Raw genomic sequence first — 14992 nt, 5'->3', positions numbered from 1 at the left:
CCCACCCTGCGGAACCCCACGCCTCAGTGACGTTTCCGCAGGTCAGCGTGCCTCTGGGGTCTACTGCAGGCACCGAAAGGTGCAGAAAGCAACCAAAGGGACTAGGCAGACGTGACCTGTTCGTTAGGCGAGCGATGCGTATAGTTCCACGCACGCGGCATACGTCGGCAGGAGGCCACGCTCCTGGGCCTCGTCGAATGACGGCGCCGCGGCGTCCTTCTCCGAGATGACCGGCTCGATCCCATTCGGGATCTCGAGCCCGATGGAGGCGTCAAGCGGGTTCAGCCCGTGCTCACGCCCTGGGCTGAACGGCGTGGAACACAGGTAGAGGGCCGTCGAGTCGTCCTCGAGTGCGAAGAGGGCGTGCCCCATGCCCTCGGGCAGGTAGACCGCCTTGCGGTCCTTCGTGTCGAGCACGACCGAGTCCCACTGCCCGAAGGTGGGGGAGCCGACCCGGATGTCGACGATGAAGTCGATGAGCGAGCCGCTGACGGCGGTGACGTACTTCGCCTGCGACGGCGGAACGTCGGCGTAGTGGATACCCCGGAAGGCGCCCTTGCGCGACACCGAGACGTTGGTCTGGGCCACGGTCAGCGTGTGGCCGATGACCTCGGCCAGCCCCGCCGACTGAAAGGGGGCGGTGAAGACACCGCGCTCGTCGGGGAACTGCTGCGGGGTGATCTCGTAGGCATGCTCGATCGTCAGCGGTCGGATGTCCATCAGAGCTCGCCCCGCTTCTCGGCCAGCAGTCCGGCCAGGTAGTCGCCATAGCCGCTCTTCTCCAGCGCCTTGGCCAGCCGCTCCAGCTGTGCGTCGTCGATCCAGCGGTTGCGCCAGGCGATCTCCTCGACACAGCCGATCTTGAACCCTTGCCGTGCCTCGATGGTGGCGACGAACTGCGCGGAGTCCATCAGCCCCTCGAAGGTGCCGGTGTCGAACCAGGCGGTCCCGCGCGGGAGCACCGTCACGGTCAGCGTGCCGCGGCGAAGGTACTCGTCGTTGACGGCGGTGATCTCCAGCTCGCCGCGGGCGCTCGGCTTGAGGTTGCGGGCGATCTCGACCACGTCGTTGTCGTAGAAGTACAGACCCGGCACCGCGTAGTTGGACTTCGGCTCGGCCGGCTTCTCCTCGATCGAGAGCACCTTGCCGTCGGGGTCGAACTCCACCACGCCGTAGGCCGACGGCTCGGTGACGTGGTAGGCGAAGATGTGCCCGCCCTGCAGGTTCGTGTTGGCCCGCAGCGCCGTGCCGAGGCCGGTGCCGTAGAAGATGTTGTCGCCGAGCACCAGGGCGACCGAGTCGTCGCCGATGAAGTCGGCACCGATGATGAAGGCCTGGGCGAGACCCTCTGGCGCCGGCTGCACGGCATACGAGAGCTCGACGCCCCACGCCGACCCGTCGCCGAGCAGGCGCTGGAACTGCTCGCTGTCCTGCGGGGTGGTGATGATGAGCACCTCGCGGATGCCGGCCATCATCAGCGTCGACAGCGGGTAGTAGACCATCGGCTTGTCGTAGATCGGCATCAGCTGCTTGCTGATGCCGAGCGTGATGGGGTGCAGCCGCGTGCCCGAACCGCCCGCGAGGATGATGCCCTTCATGGTCCAGCACCCTAGTGGGCGCTCGGTAGGCTCGCGGGCATGAAGGTCCTCGTCACCGGCGGCGCCGGCTTCATCGGCAGCAACTTCGTCATCCGCGCCCGCGCGGTGCGCCCGGAGTGGAAGTTCACCGTCCTCGACTCCATGACGTATGCCGCGAACCTCTCCTCCCTCGACCCGGTGGTCGGCGACGTCGACATCGTCAAGGGCTCGGTGACCGACCCCGACCTGGTCGATGAGCTCGTCGCGGCACACGACATCGTGGTGCACTTCGCGGCCGACTCGCACAACGACAACAGCCTCGACGACCCGTGGCCGTTCATCGACACGAACATCATCGGCACCTACCAGCTGATCCAGGCAGTGCGCCGGCACGACAAGCGCATCCACCACATCAGCACCGACGAGGTCTACGGCGACCTCGAGCTCGACGACCCCAACAAGTTCTCCGAGTTGACCCCGGTGAACCCGTCGAGCCCGTACTCCGCCTCCAAGGCCAGCGCCGACCTGCTGGTGCGCGCCTGGATCCGCTCCTTCGGGCTGAAGGCCACACTGTCGAACTGCTCCAACAACTACGGGCCGCGCCAGCACCCCGAGAAGTTCATCCCGCGCCAGATCACCGGCATCCTCGAGGGCGTCAAGCCCAAGCTCTACGGTGCCGGCGCCAACGTGCGCGACTGGATCCACGTCGACGACCACAACGACGCCGTCATCGCGATCATCGAGCAGGGCCGGCTGGGGGAGACCTATCTGATCGGTGCGGACGGCGAGATGAACAACCGCGACGTCATCGCCCTGATCCTCGAGCTGATGGGCAAGCCCGCCGACTGGTTCGAGCACGTGGCCGACCGGCCGGGCCACGACCTGCGCTACGCCATCGACTCCAGCAAGCTGCGCGCGGAGACCGACTGGCGTCCCGCACACCCGGACGTGCGCTCCGGCCTGGCCGACACGATCGCGTGGTACGAGAGCAATGGGGACTGGTGGCGCACCGCCAAGGTCGTCGCCGAGGCGAGGTACGAGCGGCTGGGCCGCTGATGACGCGCTGGCTGGTCGTGGGTGCCGGCGGGATGCTGGGCCAAGACCTGTGCGCCGCGCTGGAGGCGGCCGGGATCGCCTTCACCGCCTCGCGCAGCGCCGACCTCGACATCCGCGACCACGACGCCTGCTCGCGCGTGGTGAGCGAGCACGGGATCATCGTGAACTGCGCGGCCTATACGGCGGTCGACGACGCCGAGAGCCACGAGGCGGAAGCGTTCGCGCTCAACGCGGTTGGCGCAGCCAACCTCGCCCGTGCGGCCCGCGAGCACGGCGCGCGGATGGTGCAGGTGTCCACCGACTACGTCTTCGCCGGTGATGCCGACGAGCCGTATGCCGAGGACGCGCCGCTGGCTCCGCGGTCCGCCTACGGGCGCACCAAGGCTGCCGGGGAGTGGGCCGTCGAGGCACATTGCCCGGAGTCGTGGATCGTGCGGACGGCCTGGCTGTACGGCGCGGGCGGCGGCAACTTCGTCAAGACGATGGCGCGCCTGGCCGGTGAGCGCGAGACGCTCTCGGTGGTGGACGACCAGCGCGGCCAGCCGACCTGGACTGTCGACCTGGCCGACGCCATCGTGAGGATCGTGACCTCGAACGCGCCGTTCGGTGTGTGGCACGGCACGTCGTCGGGGGAGACGACGTGGCACGGCTTCACCCAGGAGATCTTCCGCCAGCTCGGCCTCGACCCGGCCCGGGTGGAACCGACGACGACCGACGCGTTCCCGCGGCCGGCGCCCCGTCCGGCGTACAGCGTGTTGGGGCATGAGGGCTGGCGGATGGCGCGGCTGGCGCCGCTGCCCGACTGGCGTGAGTCCCTTGCCAAGGCGCTGCCGTCGGTGGTCCCTAGCGTCTGAACCTGGGCAGCTGGTGGGCCGAACGGCTGAGTCTGCAACGGACACGATTGGGTCGGAAGGTTGAGTTCGCCGCGCCGTGGCTGGGCCGAACAGCTGATGCTGTGGTCCGCCCAATCGGCGCCGAATGCATTCAGAAATGGACAATCAGGGCGAACCCTTTAACAAGTCTTTACCAAATCATGGTTTTTCCTGACGTTACCGGCTAGTTTCTCCCCAACGCGGCATGCACAGGGGCCTGCCGCTCTCAGCAGGGGGCAACATGCACAGGGACGACCTGACCGTCGAGAAGTCCACGACGGGCGCTCGTGAGATCGACCGCCGGACGATCGCTAAGGGCGTGGCTTGGACCGTGCCGGTCGTGATCGTTGCTACGGCCGCTCCTGCAGCTGCTGCTTCCGGTTCCGTGCAGATCACTGGGCTGACGGGCGCGTTTGATCCCAGCACGGGTGGAGTCACCGTCACCGTTGTGGTCAGCAGCACGGGCGCTGGGAACACGATCACTTTCCTCTCGGTGTCCCGTGGGAGCTCTTCGACACCGGTGAACCAAACGAAGACCCTCAGTCGGGGAAGCTCCAACACCTTCTCGTTCATCGCGCCGACATCAGGGGGCGTGGCGAACACATACGTGCTCACCTACTCCATCAACGGCGGCGCGGCACAGCCCATGTCGTTCACGGCCGTCTCGCCGACGTCCTACAGCAGCGGCACGGCTACGCGGACACAGAACGCAGTGACCTTCCACCTGAACTTCACCGGGTCGACGAAAAGCAAGATCACGATCACTGCGGTCAAGCCCGATTTGGGAAGCCTCTCCGGCGCCCTGCCTGCCCCTGACGAAGTGCTCGGCGCCGACCTAGCGGTCAGTTTCGGGCTGACGAGGAACCAGACCGGGGCGAAGCCCACCACGGCGGATGTCACGTTCACCGTCGATGGCGGGACTGCTGACACCAAGACCATCACCGTGCCCTAGCAAGATGCAGTATCCACCAGCGCGGCTCCTCGAAGTGCACTGAGGAGTTCGCCGACGGTCCGGCTGTCTGTTTCCAGGCCAACCGGGCGGTCCGCGTTCAAGGCTTGGATGAGGTCAGCCACGTCCATGGGGACCACCAATAACGTCCAGACTGCTGCAGCCATGCCTTCGAGAAGTATCGGCTTGGCGACCGATGGGTCGCCGAGGCTCAGCACCAAGACCCGCTCGCCGTCATCCACAAATGCCGCTCGCTCGACGCGATGCCACTTCGCGAACGATGGGCAGTTCACTGCGCTGGCCCGTCTGACCGTATTGCCGCGGCGATCCCGCGACGGAGATGGCGCATCGCGCGCCACCAGCGCCGCATTTGCAGCTCGGCGGTGTTGCGGCGGGTTGGGGGAAGTCCGACGTGGACGCTGTAAAGCTCGTCAGTGGACAAGAAGAGCCCCCGTCGTATCAACTGCGGCTTCTTACGCCACGAAGTATGGCGCAGCTCAATGAGCCAGGAGGTCGTGGGCGCCCGATCGCCCTTGGACCGTACCTGCCAACGCCTCAGCAGCTCAGGGTCCGAGGGCGGACTGGAGACTGCGGGTGCTCCGAGGTCGGCCAACAGCGGTCGCAGAGTCTCAGAGCTTCCCGTCGCTGCCGCCAGTGCGGCGATGCCGCCGACTGTCTCTTGCCCGTGCTCTCGCAGTGCTTGTGCCGCGTGGTCAAGGTCGGTTCGGCCGTCTCCGAGATCTGGGTCGCGGAGGCTGTGGAGCGAGACGATCGCCGCCTGGCCGAGCAGGTCGGCACACGGCACAGGCCAGTTCGCCACCTCGACCGTGGTGCGTCGCCGCCACAGCTCCTCGAAGACCACCTCGTCCGGCGCCAGGAAGCCCGGGAAGTTGAAGTGGATGTCGAGGTCGCATGGCCACTCGTCATGGATGTAGTGGACGGAGTGCTCAAAGAGGTACTTCGACGCGTGTTCGAGCTCGTGGACGCTGCTCTTGGCTACGCGTTTGCGCCAGCCGCAGCGCTCCAGGGCTGGGCCGAGCTTCTCGAGGCCTCCTGCCTCGCAGAGGACGTCGACATCGGTGGACGGCCGCGGCGGCCGGGCGCCCAGGGCTACTGCTGTCGGACCCTTGATGAAGAGGATGCGTACATCCTCCAGCTCCGCCAGCCGGGCCACCAGCGCGTGTGCCAGAGGCACAGCCTCTGACATCCGCAGCTCGGCCGTCTCAGCCAAGCTCGACCAGTCCCTGCCCATGCAGCGCCTGCAGGGCCGCCTCGGTCATGGCGGTGGCGTCGAAGCCGGCCGGTGGCTGCCCGAACCGGTCGGTGAGGTCGACGGTCAGCTCCTCGAGCTCGCGCCAGTCGCCGGTCAGCTCGAGCAGCGTCGTGCCAATCGCCGACAGGCGGATGACCTGACGGTCGAGCAGCACCACCGACTCGCCGTCACGGATCACCTCGTCCTGCACCGGCACCCGTCGGGCCCTCACGAGCCGGCCCCCAGCCAGCCGTGCACCAGCGGCGCGAGGTGCTCGGCCTCGGCGTAGGTGACCCGCATGACGCCGCCGACGTTGTCACACAGCGCAGCCATGCGCTGCAGCGGCTTCTCCAGCTCGGGGAGGTGGGAGGTCTCGGGGGTCAGCGCGGCGATGGCGTCGAGCGTGTCCACGGGCTCCACAGCGGGCGGACCGGCATACCCGTCCTGGCGGTCGAGGAGGACCACGGCGGCCAGCGGCGCCGACCGCAGCGGGGGGAGGACTCCGAACTCGAGCGGGTCGGTCTCGTCCTTCCACATGCTGCCGGGCTCGCGGCGCACCGACAGCGGCTTGGGATAGGGGAGCACGATGTCGTCGGCGGTCACGGCGACCGTCTCGTCGGTGATGTAGCCCTTGCCGGGCCCGAGCGTGCGGATCAGCGTGGTCTTGCCGGTGCCACCGGGCCCGACGAGGGCCACCACCGCGCCCGTGTCGGGGCACTGGATGCCGGCCGCGTGCAGCATGACGAGGTGACCCTTCTGGGCGTCGATCGCCGCTCGCGTCACGGCCTGGGTGAGCACCTGCATCAGGTTGGGGAGACTGCGGCCCTGCACGACGCCGGCATCGATGTCGGCGAGGTCGGCGCTCGCGTCGTCGAAGGTCATGCGCACCACGGCGTCGAAGTTGTCGTCGTCGTCGGGCGCGGCGCACAGGTGCCAGACCCGCTCGATCTCGGCGACGGCCTCAGCGGCGCGGTTGCCATCGACGCGCACCTCCACGGTCGCGCCGAGGGCGACCAGATGGACAGGGTGCGCCCTCGGGCGATCGGGGGGAAATGCCACAAACGAACCCTAAGGGAGTGGAGCGCCCGTTAGCCTCCATTTTGCTGCACTTCGCGCTGCTCGGCGGCGCTCTCAGAGGGGAATTCATCCGCGTGGAACTCACCGACTACCTGCGTGTTGCTCGTGCCTATTGGCGGGGCATCGTCGCGTTCGTGCTGCTCGGCGTCGCCGTGGCGGCCGGGGTGAGCCTCGTGACGCCCAAGGTCTACCAGGCCGACGCCAGCGGCTTCGTCAGCGCCGGCACCGCCACGAACCCGGGGGAGGCCTCGGTCGGTGACTCGCTCGCCAAGTCGCGGGCCACCTCCTACGTCGACCTCGCCCAGAGCCGCGCCACCGCCCAGGACGTCATCAAGACCCTCGGCCTGGACGCCCAGCCCGCCGGCCTCATCGGCCGGATCACGGTCAAGCAGCCCCTCGACACGGTGCTCATCAAGATCAGCGCCCGCGCCTCGACGCCCAAGGAGTCGCAGGAGCTCGCCGACGCCTGGGTCGCCGCGCTGGCCCGTCAGGTGCAGGCCGTCGAGAACCCCACCGGCAAGTCGGAGCAGGCGCTGCGCATCGTGCCGATCGAGTCGGCGGCGCTGCCCTCGAGCCCGGTCTCACCGAACACCAAGCGCAACGTCGCCCTGGGCTTCGTGCTCGGCCTGATGCTGGGCCTGGGCTACGCGCTGCTGCGCAGCCAGCTCGACCGGCGGGTGCGTGAGCCAGAGACCGTGGAGCGCGACTTCGGCGTCACGGTGGCCGGCGCGATCCCGGAGACCTCGGCGCTCGTGCGCAAGAAGGGTGGCTTGGTGCCGCTCGTGGTCACCGGCCCGCGCAAGGACAAGGACCCGGTGCACTCGGCCGAGTCGTTCCTCAAGCTGCGCACCAACTTGCAGTTCATGGACATCGACAACCCGCCGCGCATCATCGTCGTCACCAGCCCGCTGCCCGGTGACGGCAAGTCGACCGTGGCGATGAACCTCGCGGCCGCCCTGTCGATGTCGGACCGCAGGGTGATCCTCATCGACGGCGACCTGCGCCGCCCGGTGATCGCCGACAGCTTCGGCCTCATCGAAGGGCTCGGCCTGACCGACGTGCTCATCGGGAGCGTGCAGTTCGACGAGGTGGCCCAGCAGGTCGGTGGCCTGCCGAACCTCCGCGTGCTGGCCGCCGGACGCGTGCCCCCGAACCCGAGCGAGATGCTGGGCTCCAAGGCGATGCGCCGGCTGCTCGAGCGGCTGGGGGAGACCTGCACTGTCATCATCGACGCCCCGCCGTTGCTGCCCGTCACCGACGCTGCGGTCCTCACGGCCTCGGCTGACGGCGCGCTGGTCGTCGTCAGCGCCGGCCAGACGCTCGACACCCAGCTGCGCGACGCGCTCGCCAACCTCGCCGCCGTCAACGGCCACACCCTCGGCGTCGTGCTCAACCGTGTTTCGCCGAAGAGCTCGAGCGCCGGCTACTACAGCGGGAACTACTCGACGGTCCAGGAGCAGCGTCCGGAGCGTTCTGCAGCGAGCGAGCCCGCCGGCCGATAGCGGGACCAGGGGCGGCTCGGGCCCTCCGTAAGTGGCCGCCGCGGCGGGGGCGAGTGCCTGCTAGGCGGCCGGGGCCGTGGCCGCGACCGTCGGCTTGCCGGAACCGGGGCAGGGCTCGCTGAGGCCGAAGGACTCGCGGTCGTGCGGGACGACGACGCCGTCGTGGCAGCGGACGGACCACCAACAGACGGGGCACTGGTTGCGGTTGGGCACGGCGGAAACCTACGCACGGGTGGTTCAACACTCGGTCTAAAGAGAGTCAAGACTTCGCCATGCGGCTGCGGCGTTCACGTCGCAGGTGTCGAAGGGTTGGGCGCTCGCTGCGTGCTAGACGGCCGTGACGGCCTGCCGCACCTGGTCGAGCATCGCCTGCTCCCGTGCGCTGACCTGCTCGGCCCCGAAGCCCATGAACCCGCCCTCCTTGGCCGCGTCGGCCGCGCCCTGCGCGGACGCCACCAGCCACCGCCCGAACGCCGCCGCCTCCTCGGGCGAGGCCTTGGCCGAGACGATCCCCTGGACGGCACCCAGCTCGGCCAGCACCTGCTCACCCGGAGGGCCGCCCTCCGACGTCGGCCGGTAGCCCTTCAAGGGGTTCTGGTGCTGCTGCGCCATGGCCTGCACCTCGAGGGCCACGTCGGCCAGCAGCTGCTCACGGCTGGGCGGGTTCGTGGCGCTCTTGAGGGCCGCCATCGACTCCTTCGCCGCCTCGATCGGTCCTCCGGGATCGGCCAGCGAGATCGCCATCCCGGCCACCAGTGGGGCTCGAACGATCCGCGCCCATTCCTCGTCGGTGAAGTCGGTCTTCGTCGTCACGGGTTCCTCCTCGCAGCGTCACGGGAGCCGGCGCAGCGCACGGCTCGCACCTGTCAGGCTCCGCCACCGCGTCGACCTCCACCTCACACGGAAGGGGTGAGGCACGCGGCGAGATGACGCTCCCGCCTCGAACAGGCTGCGCGGCGGGCCGAACGGCTCTGTGCGTCGCGCGTGCCTGGCCGGATCGTCCCCATTGAGGGGGTGCCAACCCCGGCGCGGAAGGAGAAAGCGATGAGGCTCTTGAAAGGCCGCCGAGCGCCTGCCGACTTCCTGAGGTGGAGCGGTCCGCGCACGACGGCGGAGTTCCGCGGGCAGACACTGCGATCACCGCTCTACGTCAACCGGGCCACCTCGTTCCAGTCGCTCCACACGGTCTCCGTCGACGCGCTGCGGGCGATGCTGCCCACCGACGACCTGCACCCGGTGCAGTGGTTCGACGGCAGCGGGCTCGTCATGCTCTTCGCAGCCCGCTATGCCGACCTGAGCGGCAGCTTGGCCGACGGGAAGCCGATGCGGGTCGAGCCCTATGCCGAGGCCGCCACCGTCGCGCTCGTCTCGCGGGAGCCGCTGAGGCGCGGACTGCCGCTCCTGCAGCCAGCCATGCCGCACGTCGGAGGCTTCGTGCTCGACATGCCCGTCACCCACGCACTGGCCCGCGACTCCGGCCGCGAGCTCTACGGCTTCCCGAAGTTCGTTGCGGACCTCCACTTCTACGAGGAGCCGGACCGCCGCGTGGTCGACGTGTGGGACGACGGCGTCCACGTGCTGTCCCTCGACGTGCGGCCGGGTGGCCGTCTGCGCACCGACCGTCGCCCCCTGACGATGTACTCCTCGCGCCGCGGCGAGCTGCTGGCGACCACCATGCCCTTCCTCGGATGGGGCCAGCGTTTCCTCGGGCCCCGCGGGCACCTGTTGCTCGGTGAGCACCCCATGGCCGCACGGCTGAAGACCCTCGAGGTCTCGCCGGCGAGCCTCATGGGCGTCAGCTACGTCGACGCCCGCATCATCCTGCCCGCCGGTATGCCGGTCGGCCGGGCTCGCGAGTACACCGGGCACGTGGGCGCCGACCGTGAGCGAGGTGACTTCACCGTGCGCTACCCCGAGTCGGGAGCCATCGACCAGTACGAGAGGTTCACCGCAGGCATCGCCTGACAGCCCTTCGGCCGGGCGCGGGCCCGTCGGGCGCAATAGGGTCGGACCCATGCTCGCTGTCTACGCCGCCAGCCAGTCCAAGGACGACCCGCTCTCCGGTCTCGAGATCGGGGAGCGCCCCGACCCCGAGCCCAGGCCGGGCTGGACGACGGTCACCCTCAGGACCGCGGGCCTGAACCACCACGACCTGTTCTCCCTGCAGGGTGTGGGCCTGCCCGCCGACCGGCTGCCGATGATCCTCGGCTGCGACGGCGCCGGTGTCGACGAGGACGGCAACGAGGTCATCGTCCACGCCGTCGTGCCGAGCGAGGGCTGGCAGGGCGACGAGACGCTCGACCCCAAGCGCACCCTGCTCTCGGAGCTGCACGACGGCACGCTCGCCCAGAAGGTGCTGGTGCCCAAGGCCAACGCGGTCCCCAAGCCCGAGGGGCTATCGTGGGAGCACGCCGCCACCCTCTCCACGGCCTGGCTCACGGCATACCGGATGCTCTTCTCCAACTCCGGCCTCACGCCCGGCGCCACGGTGCTGGTGCAGGGCGCCGGCGGTGGCGTCGCCACCGCGCTGGTGCAGCTCGGCTCGGCGGCCGGCTACCGGATGTGGGTGACCAGCCGCGACGAGGCCAAGGGCGCCAAGGCGCTCGAGATCGGCGCCGACCGCGCGTTCGCCTCGGGGGAGCGGCTGCCCGAGCGGGTCGACGCGGTCATGGAGACCGTCGGCGCGGCCACCTGGTCGCACTCGGTGAAGTCGCTCAAGCCCGGCGGCACCATCGTCATCTGCGGCGCCACCTCCGGTGACGCCCCTGCGAAGGCCGAGCTCACCCAGATCTTCTTCCGCCAGCTGCGCGTCATCGGCTCGACGATGGGCACCCGCCTCGAGCTCGAGCGGCTCGCCCAGTTCGTGGTGCAGCAGGGCATCGAGCCGGCCATCGACTCGGTGATGCCGCTCGAGCAGGCGCGCGACGGCTTCGCCAAGATGGCGTCGGGTGAGCTGTTCGGCAAGGTCGTCTTCACCGTCTCCTGAGCCGCCTCCTACTTTTGGCCAGACTTCATGGCGGAGAACGTCGTTCGCCAGCGGCTGACCTGCGGCTTTGACCTAGCCTTGACCGCGTGCCCAACTCGATGACGCCCTCGGAGAAGCCGGTGTTCGACCCCCGGTGGAACGAGTACCTCGTGCCCAAGGAGGTCGCGGCGCGTCAGCCGGCCCAGGCGCCGATCGAGGAGAGCGCGCACAACCGCCAGCTGCGCGAGCTGATGACCGAGATCATCTCGCCCTGGCAGTTCGGCGAGGTCAGCTCGCGGGAGACGCTGATCCGGCTCAAGCGGCTCGCCGACCTGCAGCTGTAAGACCACACAGCAGTTGTCGAGCGCAGCGCCCGTGGGCACGGGCGTTCGGCGTTTCGGGGCCTTTGACCGGACTCGTCCCGGTCACTGATTAAGCACTTGGCAAAGACTGGGGGGAAATGGCCACCGACGACGTCACCGAGGCTTTCCATGAAGCCGTGACCACCACACCGTTGAGTCCGGACGCTGACGCCACCGAGGCCGCCACCGCGGCCGAGGAGCGGCCGTCCGTCGCGTCGCTGCTCCTTCCGCCCGTCGGGTCCGTCAACCCCGAAGGCTGGAAGAGCCCTGTCGCCCGCACGGGCACTCGCACCTACGTGCCGCCGGACTTCGACGAGGAGACGCGAAAGGCCTTGCGGGCCAAGGTCGTCGAGGAGGAGCGCCGGGCGGTGGAGGACAGCCGGCTCGCCGCCGAGGCTGCCGAGGTGCAGGCCCGGCTCGACGCCGAAGCCCTCGCCGAGGCCGAGAGGCACGCCTCCCGCAAGCGGCTGAAGAAGCCGAGCGTCAAGGTCCCCACCGTGAAGGTGCCGGCTGTGAAGGTGCCCCCGGTCAAGGTCCCCGCCGTGCGCAAACAGCGCGGCGAGGCGCCCGACCCCGGTGGGCCGCAGGACGAGCAGCGCACCGACGCCGAGACCGCCGAGGGCGCCGTCGTCGAGCAGGCCGATCCCTGGACCTCGGCGGCCCCCGCCATCCACCACCTGCACCGGCAGTTCTTCGCCCGGCCCGAGGAGCTGCGCCCGGCCCCCATCGAGGAGCAGGTGCTCGAGACCGGCCCCGACCTCCAGCTGCGCATCTACATGCGCGAGATCCTCGAGCCGTGGTGGACCGGCGAGGTCGGCTCGACCACTGCGCTCAAGCGACTGGTCGCGCTGCGCGACCGCCTCACCGAAGACCCCACCTAGACCGGGGGGAGGGTATGCCGCGTGGCCCGGGCCACGCGGCATACCGCCGTCTCCCGACGCACTTCTGGCCACCTGCTCGGCATCTCGCGCCGAGAACACGGTCTGGTGCCGAGTGAGTGGCCAGAAGTCGCAAGCGCGGCGTCGCAAGCGCGGCGTCGGGAGCGCAGCGTTGGGAGCGCGGCGTCAGCCGAAGAGGGCGATCGCGGCGAAGACCAGGCCCACGATCGCGCCGACCGCGACGATCGCGCCGGCGAAGATGAGGGCGCCCTTCTGCTCCATCGGCATCGACTCCGACCAACCGGTGCGCTGCGCGGCGTCGCGGATGAGGTCGCGGCCCTCGCCGGAGCGGAAGGAGTAGCTGACCGGCGTGCCGAGCCTGCCCGTCTTCGCGTCGACGCCGACCTCCTTCTGGAAGCTGTACTGGTAGACGCGGCCGCGCTGGAACGACTTGTCCGCGTGCAGGCTGGGCACGCTGAAGACGCCCCCGCCCCCGCTCCACCGCACCGTGTTGGACACGTCGGTGATGGTCATCTTCTTGGCGCTGTCCTTGGTCCGGACCTCGTAGGTGAAGAGCCGCTTGACCCCGCTCTTGCGCAGCAGCGTCCACCACTGGGCGTCGACGATGTCGATGGTGAGGTCGAAGCCGTAGGGCTTCTCCGTCACGACGTACGGAGTGCCCTCGGCGGCCTCGCGGACGGCAGCGATCAGCTCTTCGGTGTTGCTCATGGGTCGGCGGTTCCCCTGCGTGGTGTCGGATGACCTGTGGTCAAGGCCCGACATGTCTACCCGATACGCGCTCACGACGGCCACTTGCCGTCCCGCCGATTCGGGCTTGACCTTGACGCAGCGTCAACCCTCGACGCTGTGCGCATGACACCTCAACGCCCCGCCATCGAGGTCACCGGAGTCGCCAAGTCCTACGGCGACCAGCCCGTCCTGCGCGGCATCGACCTCACCTTGCCCGCCGGCACCGTCTATGCGCTCCTCGGACCCAACGGAGCCGGCAAGACCACCATGGTCCGCATCCTCTCGACGCTCCTGCCCGCCGATGGCGGCCACGCCCGGGTCGCCGGGTTTGACGTCAGCAAGGAACCCGACGGCGTCCGCCGCTCCATCGGCGTGACCGGTCAGTTCTCGGCGATCGACGAGCTGCTGACCGGTCGCGAGAACCTCAGGCTGATGGCCGACCTCGCCCACCTGCCTCGACGTGAGGCAGCCGCCCGGGTCGAGGAGCTGCTCGACCGGTTCGGCCTGACCGAGGCCGCGGACCGCCGCTCGGCGACGTACTCCGGCGGCATGAAGCGGCGCCTCGACCTCGCCATGACGCTGGTGAGCCGGCCGCGGCTGATCTTCCTCGACGAGCCGACGACCGGGCTCGACCCGCGCAGCCGCCGCGACCTGTGGAAGATCGTCCGCGAGCTGCTCGGCGACGGCGTGACGGTCTTCCTCACCACCCAGTATCTCGAGGAGGCCGACCAGCTCGCCCACACCGTCGGGCTCCTCGACGGCGGACGCCTCGTCGCCGAGGGCACGCCGGCCGAGCTCAAGACCCGGGCCGGAGGGGAGACGCTCGACGACGTCTTCCTGGCGCTCACCGGCCACCCCGCCACCCCCGCCGACGACAGCGAAGCCGACGGCAGCGAAGCCGACGGCAGCGAAGCCGACGACAACGCAGCCGACGACGCAGCCGAGATGGAGACCACCCGATGACCACGATGACCTACGCGGCCCGTGACTCGGCCACCATGCTGCGGCGCAACCTCAGGCACATGGTCCGCTACCCGTCCCTGACGCTCATGTTGGTCGGCCAGCCGGTGCTCTTCCTGCTGCTGTTCGTCTACGTCTTCGGCGGCACGCTGGGCGCCGGCCTGCCGGGCGGCACGGGCCGCGCCGACTACCTGACCTACGTGTCGCCGGCCATCCTCATCATCACGGTCGCCTCGGTCGCGATGAGTGTGGCCATCTACGTGGCCAAGGACGCCACCGAGGGCATCATCGACCGTTTCCGCACCATGTCGATCGCGAAGTCGTCGGTGCTGACCGGCCATGTCGTGGCCGCACTCGTGCAGACCGCGCTGGCCGTCGCGGTCGTGCTGGCCGTCGCGCTGTTGCTCGGTTACCGGGCGGACGCCACCACGGCCGGCTGGTTCGGGGCGATCGGCATCCTGGCCCTGCTGGCGCTCGCGCTCACCTGGTTGTGCGTGGCCCTCGGCCTGGCCGCCGGCAGCGTCGAGACCGCCAGCAACACCCCGATGTTCCTCATGATCCTGCCGTTCATCTCCAGCGCCTTCGTGCCGACCGAGTCGATGTCGACCGGGCTGGCCTGGGTCGCCGAGAACCAGCCGTTCACCCCGGTGATCGACACCCTCCGCGCCTGCCTCGAGGGCCGTGACCCGGGCTCGGACCTCTGGTGGGCGATCGGCTGGTGCGTGCTCATCACGGTCCTCTCCTACGCGTGGGCTCGTCGACTCTTCGCCCGCGTTCGGGCAGTCTGACCAC

General features: G+C 69.4%; 19 protein-coding genes. 10 read left to right on the top strand and 9 right to left on the bottom strand.

Features of this window, described 5'->3' with window-relative positions; all coding sequences use genetic code 11:
- Positions 1 to 123 precede the first annotated feature (123 nt).
- Complete coding sequence (locus BMW78_RS01955; RefSeq protein WP_091755850.1) at positions 124 to 720, bottom strand: dTDP-4-dehydrorhamnose 3,5-epimerase family protein; 597 nt, start codon at positions 718 to 720, stop codon at positions 124 to 126.
- On the bottom strand, positions 720 to 1598 hold the full coding sequence (rfbA, locus tag BMW78_RS01950) for a glucose-1-phosphate thymidylyltransferase RfbA (protein WP_091755848.1): 879 nt from the start codon (positions 1596 to 1598) through the stop codon (positions 720 to 722). The genes BMW78_RS01955 and rfbA overlap by 1 nt, the downstream gene beginning before the upstream one ends.
- A 39-nt stretch (positions 1599 to 1637) precedes the next feature.
- Between rfbA and rfbB the strand changes: the two genes are divergently transcribed.
- The 3 genes from rfbB to BMW78_RS01935 all read left to right on the top strand — a co-directional run bounded on the left by rfbB (position 1638) and on the right by BMW78_RS01935 (position 4457).
- Positions 1638 to 2633, top strand: a complete 996-nt coding sequence (rfbB, locus tag BMW78_RS01945; protein WP_091755847.1) for a dTDP-glucose 4,6-dehydratase — start codon at positions 1638 to 1640, stop codon at positions 2631 to 2633.
- Positions 2633 to 3487 carry a dTDP-4-dehydrorhamnose reductase gene (gene rfbD / locus BMW78_RS01940; RefSeq protein WP_091755845.1) on the top strand — a complete coding sequence of 285 codons (855 nt, stop codon included), beginning with the start codon at positions 2633 to 2635 and terminating at the stop codon, positions 3485 to 3487. Before rfbB ends, rfbD begins: the two co-directional genes overlap by 1 nt.
- 259 nt (positions 3488 to 3746) lie before the next feature.
- On the top strand, positions 3747 to 4457 hold the full coding sequence (locus BMW78_RS01935; RefSeq protein WP_143056111.1) for a hypothetical protein: 711 nt from the start codon (positions 3747 to 3749) through the stop codon (positions 4455 to 4457).
- Here BMW78_RS01935 and BMW78_RS01930 read toward each other — a convergent pair.
- Genes BMW78_RS01930 through BMW78_RS01915 form a run of 4 tightly spaced genes read right to left on the bottom strand, consistent with a single transcriptional unit; the run spans position 4454 to position 6765 of the window.
- The gene (locus BMW78_RS01930) at positions 4454 to 4696 is read right to left on the bottom strand and encodes a hypothetical protein (RefSeq protein WP_091755838.1); all 243 of its coding nucleotides are present in this window, start codon (positions 4694 to 4696) and stop codon (positions 4454 to 4456) included. The two genes, BMW78_RS01935 and BMW78_RS01930, sit on opposite strands and share 4 nt — an antisense overlap.
- Positions 4697 to 4743: 47 nt before the next feature.
- Complete coding sequence (locus BMW78_RS01925) at positions 4744 to 5706, bottom strand: nucleotidyltransferase family protein (protein ID WP_091755836.1); 963 nt, start codon at positions 5704 to 5706, stop codon at positions 4744 to 4746.
- A complete protein-coding gene (locus tag BMW78_RS01920) occupies positions 5678 to 5938 on the bottom strand; it encodes a hypothetical protein (RefSeq protein ID WP_143056110.1) in 261 nt (86 codons plus the stop codon). The genes BMW78_RS01925 and BMW78_RS01920 overlap by 29 nt, the downstream gene beginning before the upstream one ends.
- Positions 5935 to 6765, bottom strand: a complete 831-nt coding sequence (locus tag BMW78_RS01915; RefSeq protein WP_143056109.1) for a P-loop NTPase family protein — start codon at positions 6763 to 6765, stop codon at positions 5935 to 5937. The genes BMW78_RS01920 and BMW78_RS01915 overlap by 4 nt, the downstream gene beginning before the upstream one ends.
- A gap of 92 nt (positions 6766 to 6857) precedes the next feature.
- Between BMW78_RS01915 and BMW78_RS01910 the strand changes: the two genes are divergently transcribed.
- Positions 6858 to 8285 carry a tyrosine-protein kinase domain-containing protein gene (locus BMW78_RS01910; RefSeq protein WP_177180232.1) on the top strand — a complete coding sequence of 476 codons (1428 nt, stop codon included), beginning with the start codon at positions 6858 to 6860 and terminating at the stop codon, positions 8283 to 8285.
- Between the two features lie 60 nt (positions 8286 to 8345).
- Here BMW78_RS01910 and BMW78_RS20630 read toward each other — a convergent pair whose 3' ends face one another.
- Together BMW78_RS20630 and BMW78_RS01905 are read right to left on the bottom strand one after the other, a co-directional pair.
- On the bottom strand, positions 8346 to 8498 hold the full coding sequence (locus tag BMW78_RS20630; protein ID WP_177180231.1) for a hypothetical protein: 153 nt from the start codon (positions 8496 to 8498) through the stop codon (positions 8346 to 8348).
- A 114-nt stretch (positions 8499 to 8612) separates the two neighbouring features.
- Complete coding sequence (locus tag BMW78_RS01905) at positions 8613 to 9098, bottom strand: hypothetical protein (protein ID WP_091755827.1); 486 nt, start codon at positions 9096 to 9098, stop codon at positions 8613 to 8615.
- Between the two features lie 231 nt (positions 9099 to 9329).
- Between BMW78_RS01905 and BMW78_RS01900 the strand changes: the two genes are divergently transcribed.
- From BMW78_RS01900 to BMW78_RS01885, 4 genes are all read left to right on the top strand, one after another.
- The gene (locus BMW78_RS01900) at positions 9330 to 10250 is read left to right on the top strand and encodes an acetoacetate decarboxylase family protein (protein WP_091755825.1); all 921 of its coding nucleotides are present in this window, start codon (positions 9330 to 9332) and stop codon (positions 10248 to 10250) included.
- 49 nt (positions 10251 to 10299) lie between these two features.
- Positions 10300 to 11271 carry a zinc-binding dehydrogenase gene (locus tag BMW78_RS01895; RefSeq protein ID WP_091755824.1) on the top strand — a complete coding sequence of 324 codons (972 nt, stop codon included), beginning with the start codon at positions 10300 to 10302 and terminating at the stop codon, positions 11269 to 11271.
- Positions 11272 to 11357: 86 nt separating this feature from the next.
- Positions 11358 to 11594: a hypothetical protein gene (locus BMW78_RS01890; RefSeq protein ID WP_091755822.1), complete on the top strand. Its 237-nt coding sequence runs from the start codon at positions 11358 to 11360 to the stop codon at positions 11592 to 11594.
- A 155-nt stretch (positions 11595 to 11749) separates the two neighbouring features.
- Positions 11750 to 12493, top strand: a complete 744-nt coding sequence (locus BMW78_RS01885; RefSeq protein ID WP_143056108.1) for a hypothetical protein — start codon at positions 11750 to 11752, stop codon at positions 12491 to 12493.
- Positions 12494 to 12676: 183 nt separating this feature from the next.
- On the opposite strand, the gene BMW78_RS01880 is transcribed toward BMW78_RS01885, so the two are convergent.
- The gene (locus BMW78_RS01880) at positions 12677 to 13219 is read right to left on the bottom strand and encodes a hypothetical protein (RefSeq protein ID WP_091755819.1); all 543 of its coding nucleotides are present in this window, start codon (positions 13217 to 13219) and stop codon (positions 12677 to 12679) included.
- A gap of 144 nt (positions 13220 to 13363) precedes the next feature.
- Between BMW78_RS01880 and BMW78_RS01875 the strand changes: the two genes are divergently transcribed.
- Both BMW78_RS01875 and BMW78_RS01870 read left to right on the top strand, forming a co-directional pair.
- The gene (locus tag BMW78_RS01875; RefSeq protein WP_091755818.1) at positions 13364 to 14203 is read left to right on the top strand and encodes an ABC transporter ATP-binding protein; all 840 of its coding nucleotides are present in this window, start codon (positions 13364 to 13366) and stop codon (positions 14201 to 14203) included.
- Entirely contained in the window at positions 14200 to 14988 is a 789-nt protein-coding gene (locus tag BMW78_RS01870) for an ABC transporter permease (protein ID WP_091755817.1), read from the top strand. The genes BMW78_RS01875 and BMW78_RS01870 overlap by 4 nt, the downstream gene beginning before the upstream one ends.
- Positions 14989 to 14992 lie beyond the last annotated feature (4 nt).

This window comes from Pedococcus cremeus (genome assembly GCF_900111375.1).
GTDB classification, from domain to species: Bacteria; Actinomycetota; Actinomycetes; order Actinomycetales; family Dermatophilaceae; genus Pedococcus_A; species Pedococcus_A cremeus.
The sequence above is the reverse complement of the archived record's forward strand: the minus strand, read 5'-3'. Positions and strand labels throughout refer to the sequence as shown.

Excerpts from the sequence above, each read along its gene's own strand:
- BMW78_RS01955 (WP_091755850.1), bottom strand. The coding sequence starts at position 720 with ATGGACATCCGACCGCTGACGATCGAGCATGCCTACGAGATCACCCCG.
- rfbA (WP_091755848.1), bottom strand. The coding sequence starts at position 1,598 with ATGAAGGGCATCATCCTCGCGGGCGGTTCGGGCACGCGGCTGCACCCC.
- rfbB (WP_091755847.1), top strand. The coding sequence starts at position 1,638 with ATGAAGGTCCTCGTCACCGGCGGCGCCGGCTTCATCGGCAGCAACTTC.
- rfbD (WP_091755845.1), top strand. The coding sequence starts at position 2,633 with ATGACGCGCTGGCTGGTCGTGGGTGCCGGCGGGATGCTGGGCCAAGAC.
- BMW78_RS01935 (WP_143056111.1), top strand. The coding sequence starts at position 3,747 with ATGCACAGGGACGACCTGACCGTCGAGAAGTCCACGACGGGCGCTCGT.
- BMW78_RS01925 (WP_091755836.1), bottom strand. The coding sequence starts at position 5,706 with ATGGGCAGGGACTGGTCGAGCTTGGCTGAGACGGCCGAGCTGCGGATG.
- BMW78_RS01900 (WP_091755825.1), top strand. The coding sequence starts at position 9,330 with ATGAGGCTCTTGAAAGGCCGCCGAGCGCCTGCCGACTTCCTGAGGTGG.
- BMW78_RS01895 (WP_091755824.1), top strand. The coding sequence starts at position 10,300 with ATGCTCGCTGTCTACGCCGCCAGCCAGTCCAAGGACGACCCGCTCTCC.
- BMW78_RS01880 (WP_091755819.1), bottom strand. The coding sequence starts at position 13,219 with ATGAGCAACACCGAAGAGCTGATCGCTGCCGTCCGCGAGGCCGCCGAG.
- BMW78_RS01875 (WP_091755818.1), top strand. The coding sequence starts at position 13,364 with ATGACACCTCAACGCCCCGCCATCGAGGTCACCGGAGTCGCCAAGTCC.
- BMW78_RS01870 (WP_091755817.1), top strand. The coding sequence starts at position 14,200 with ATGACCACGATGACCTACGCGGCCCGTGACTCGGCCACCATGCTGCGG.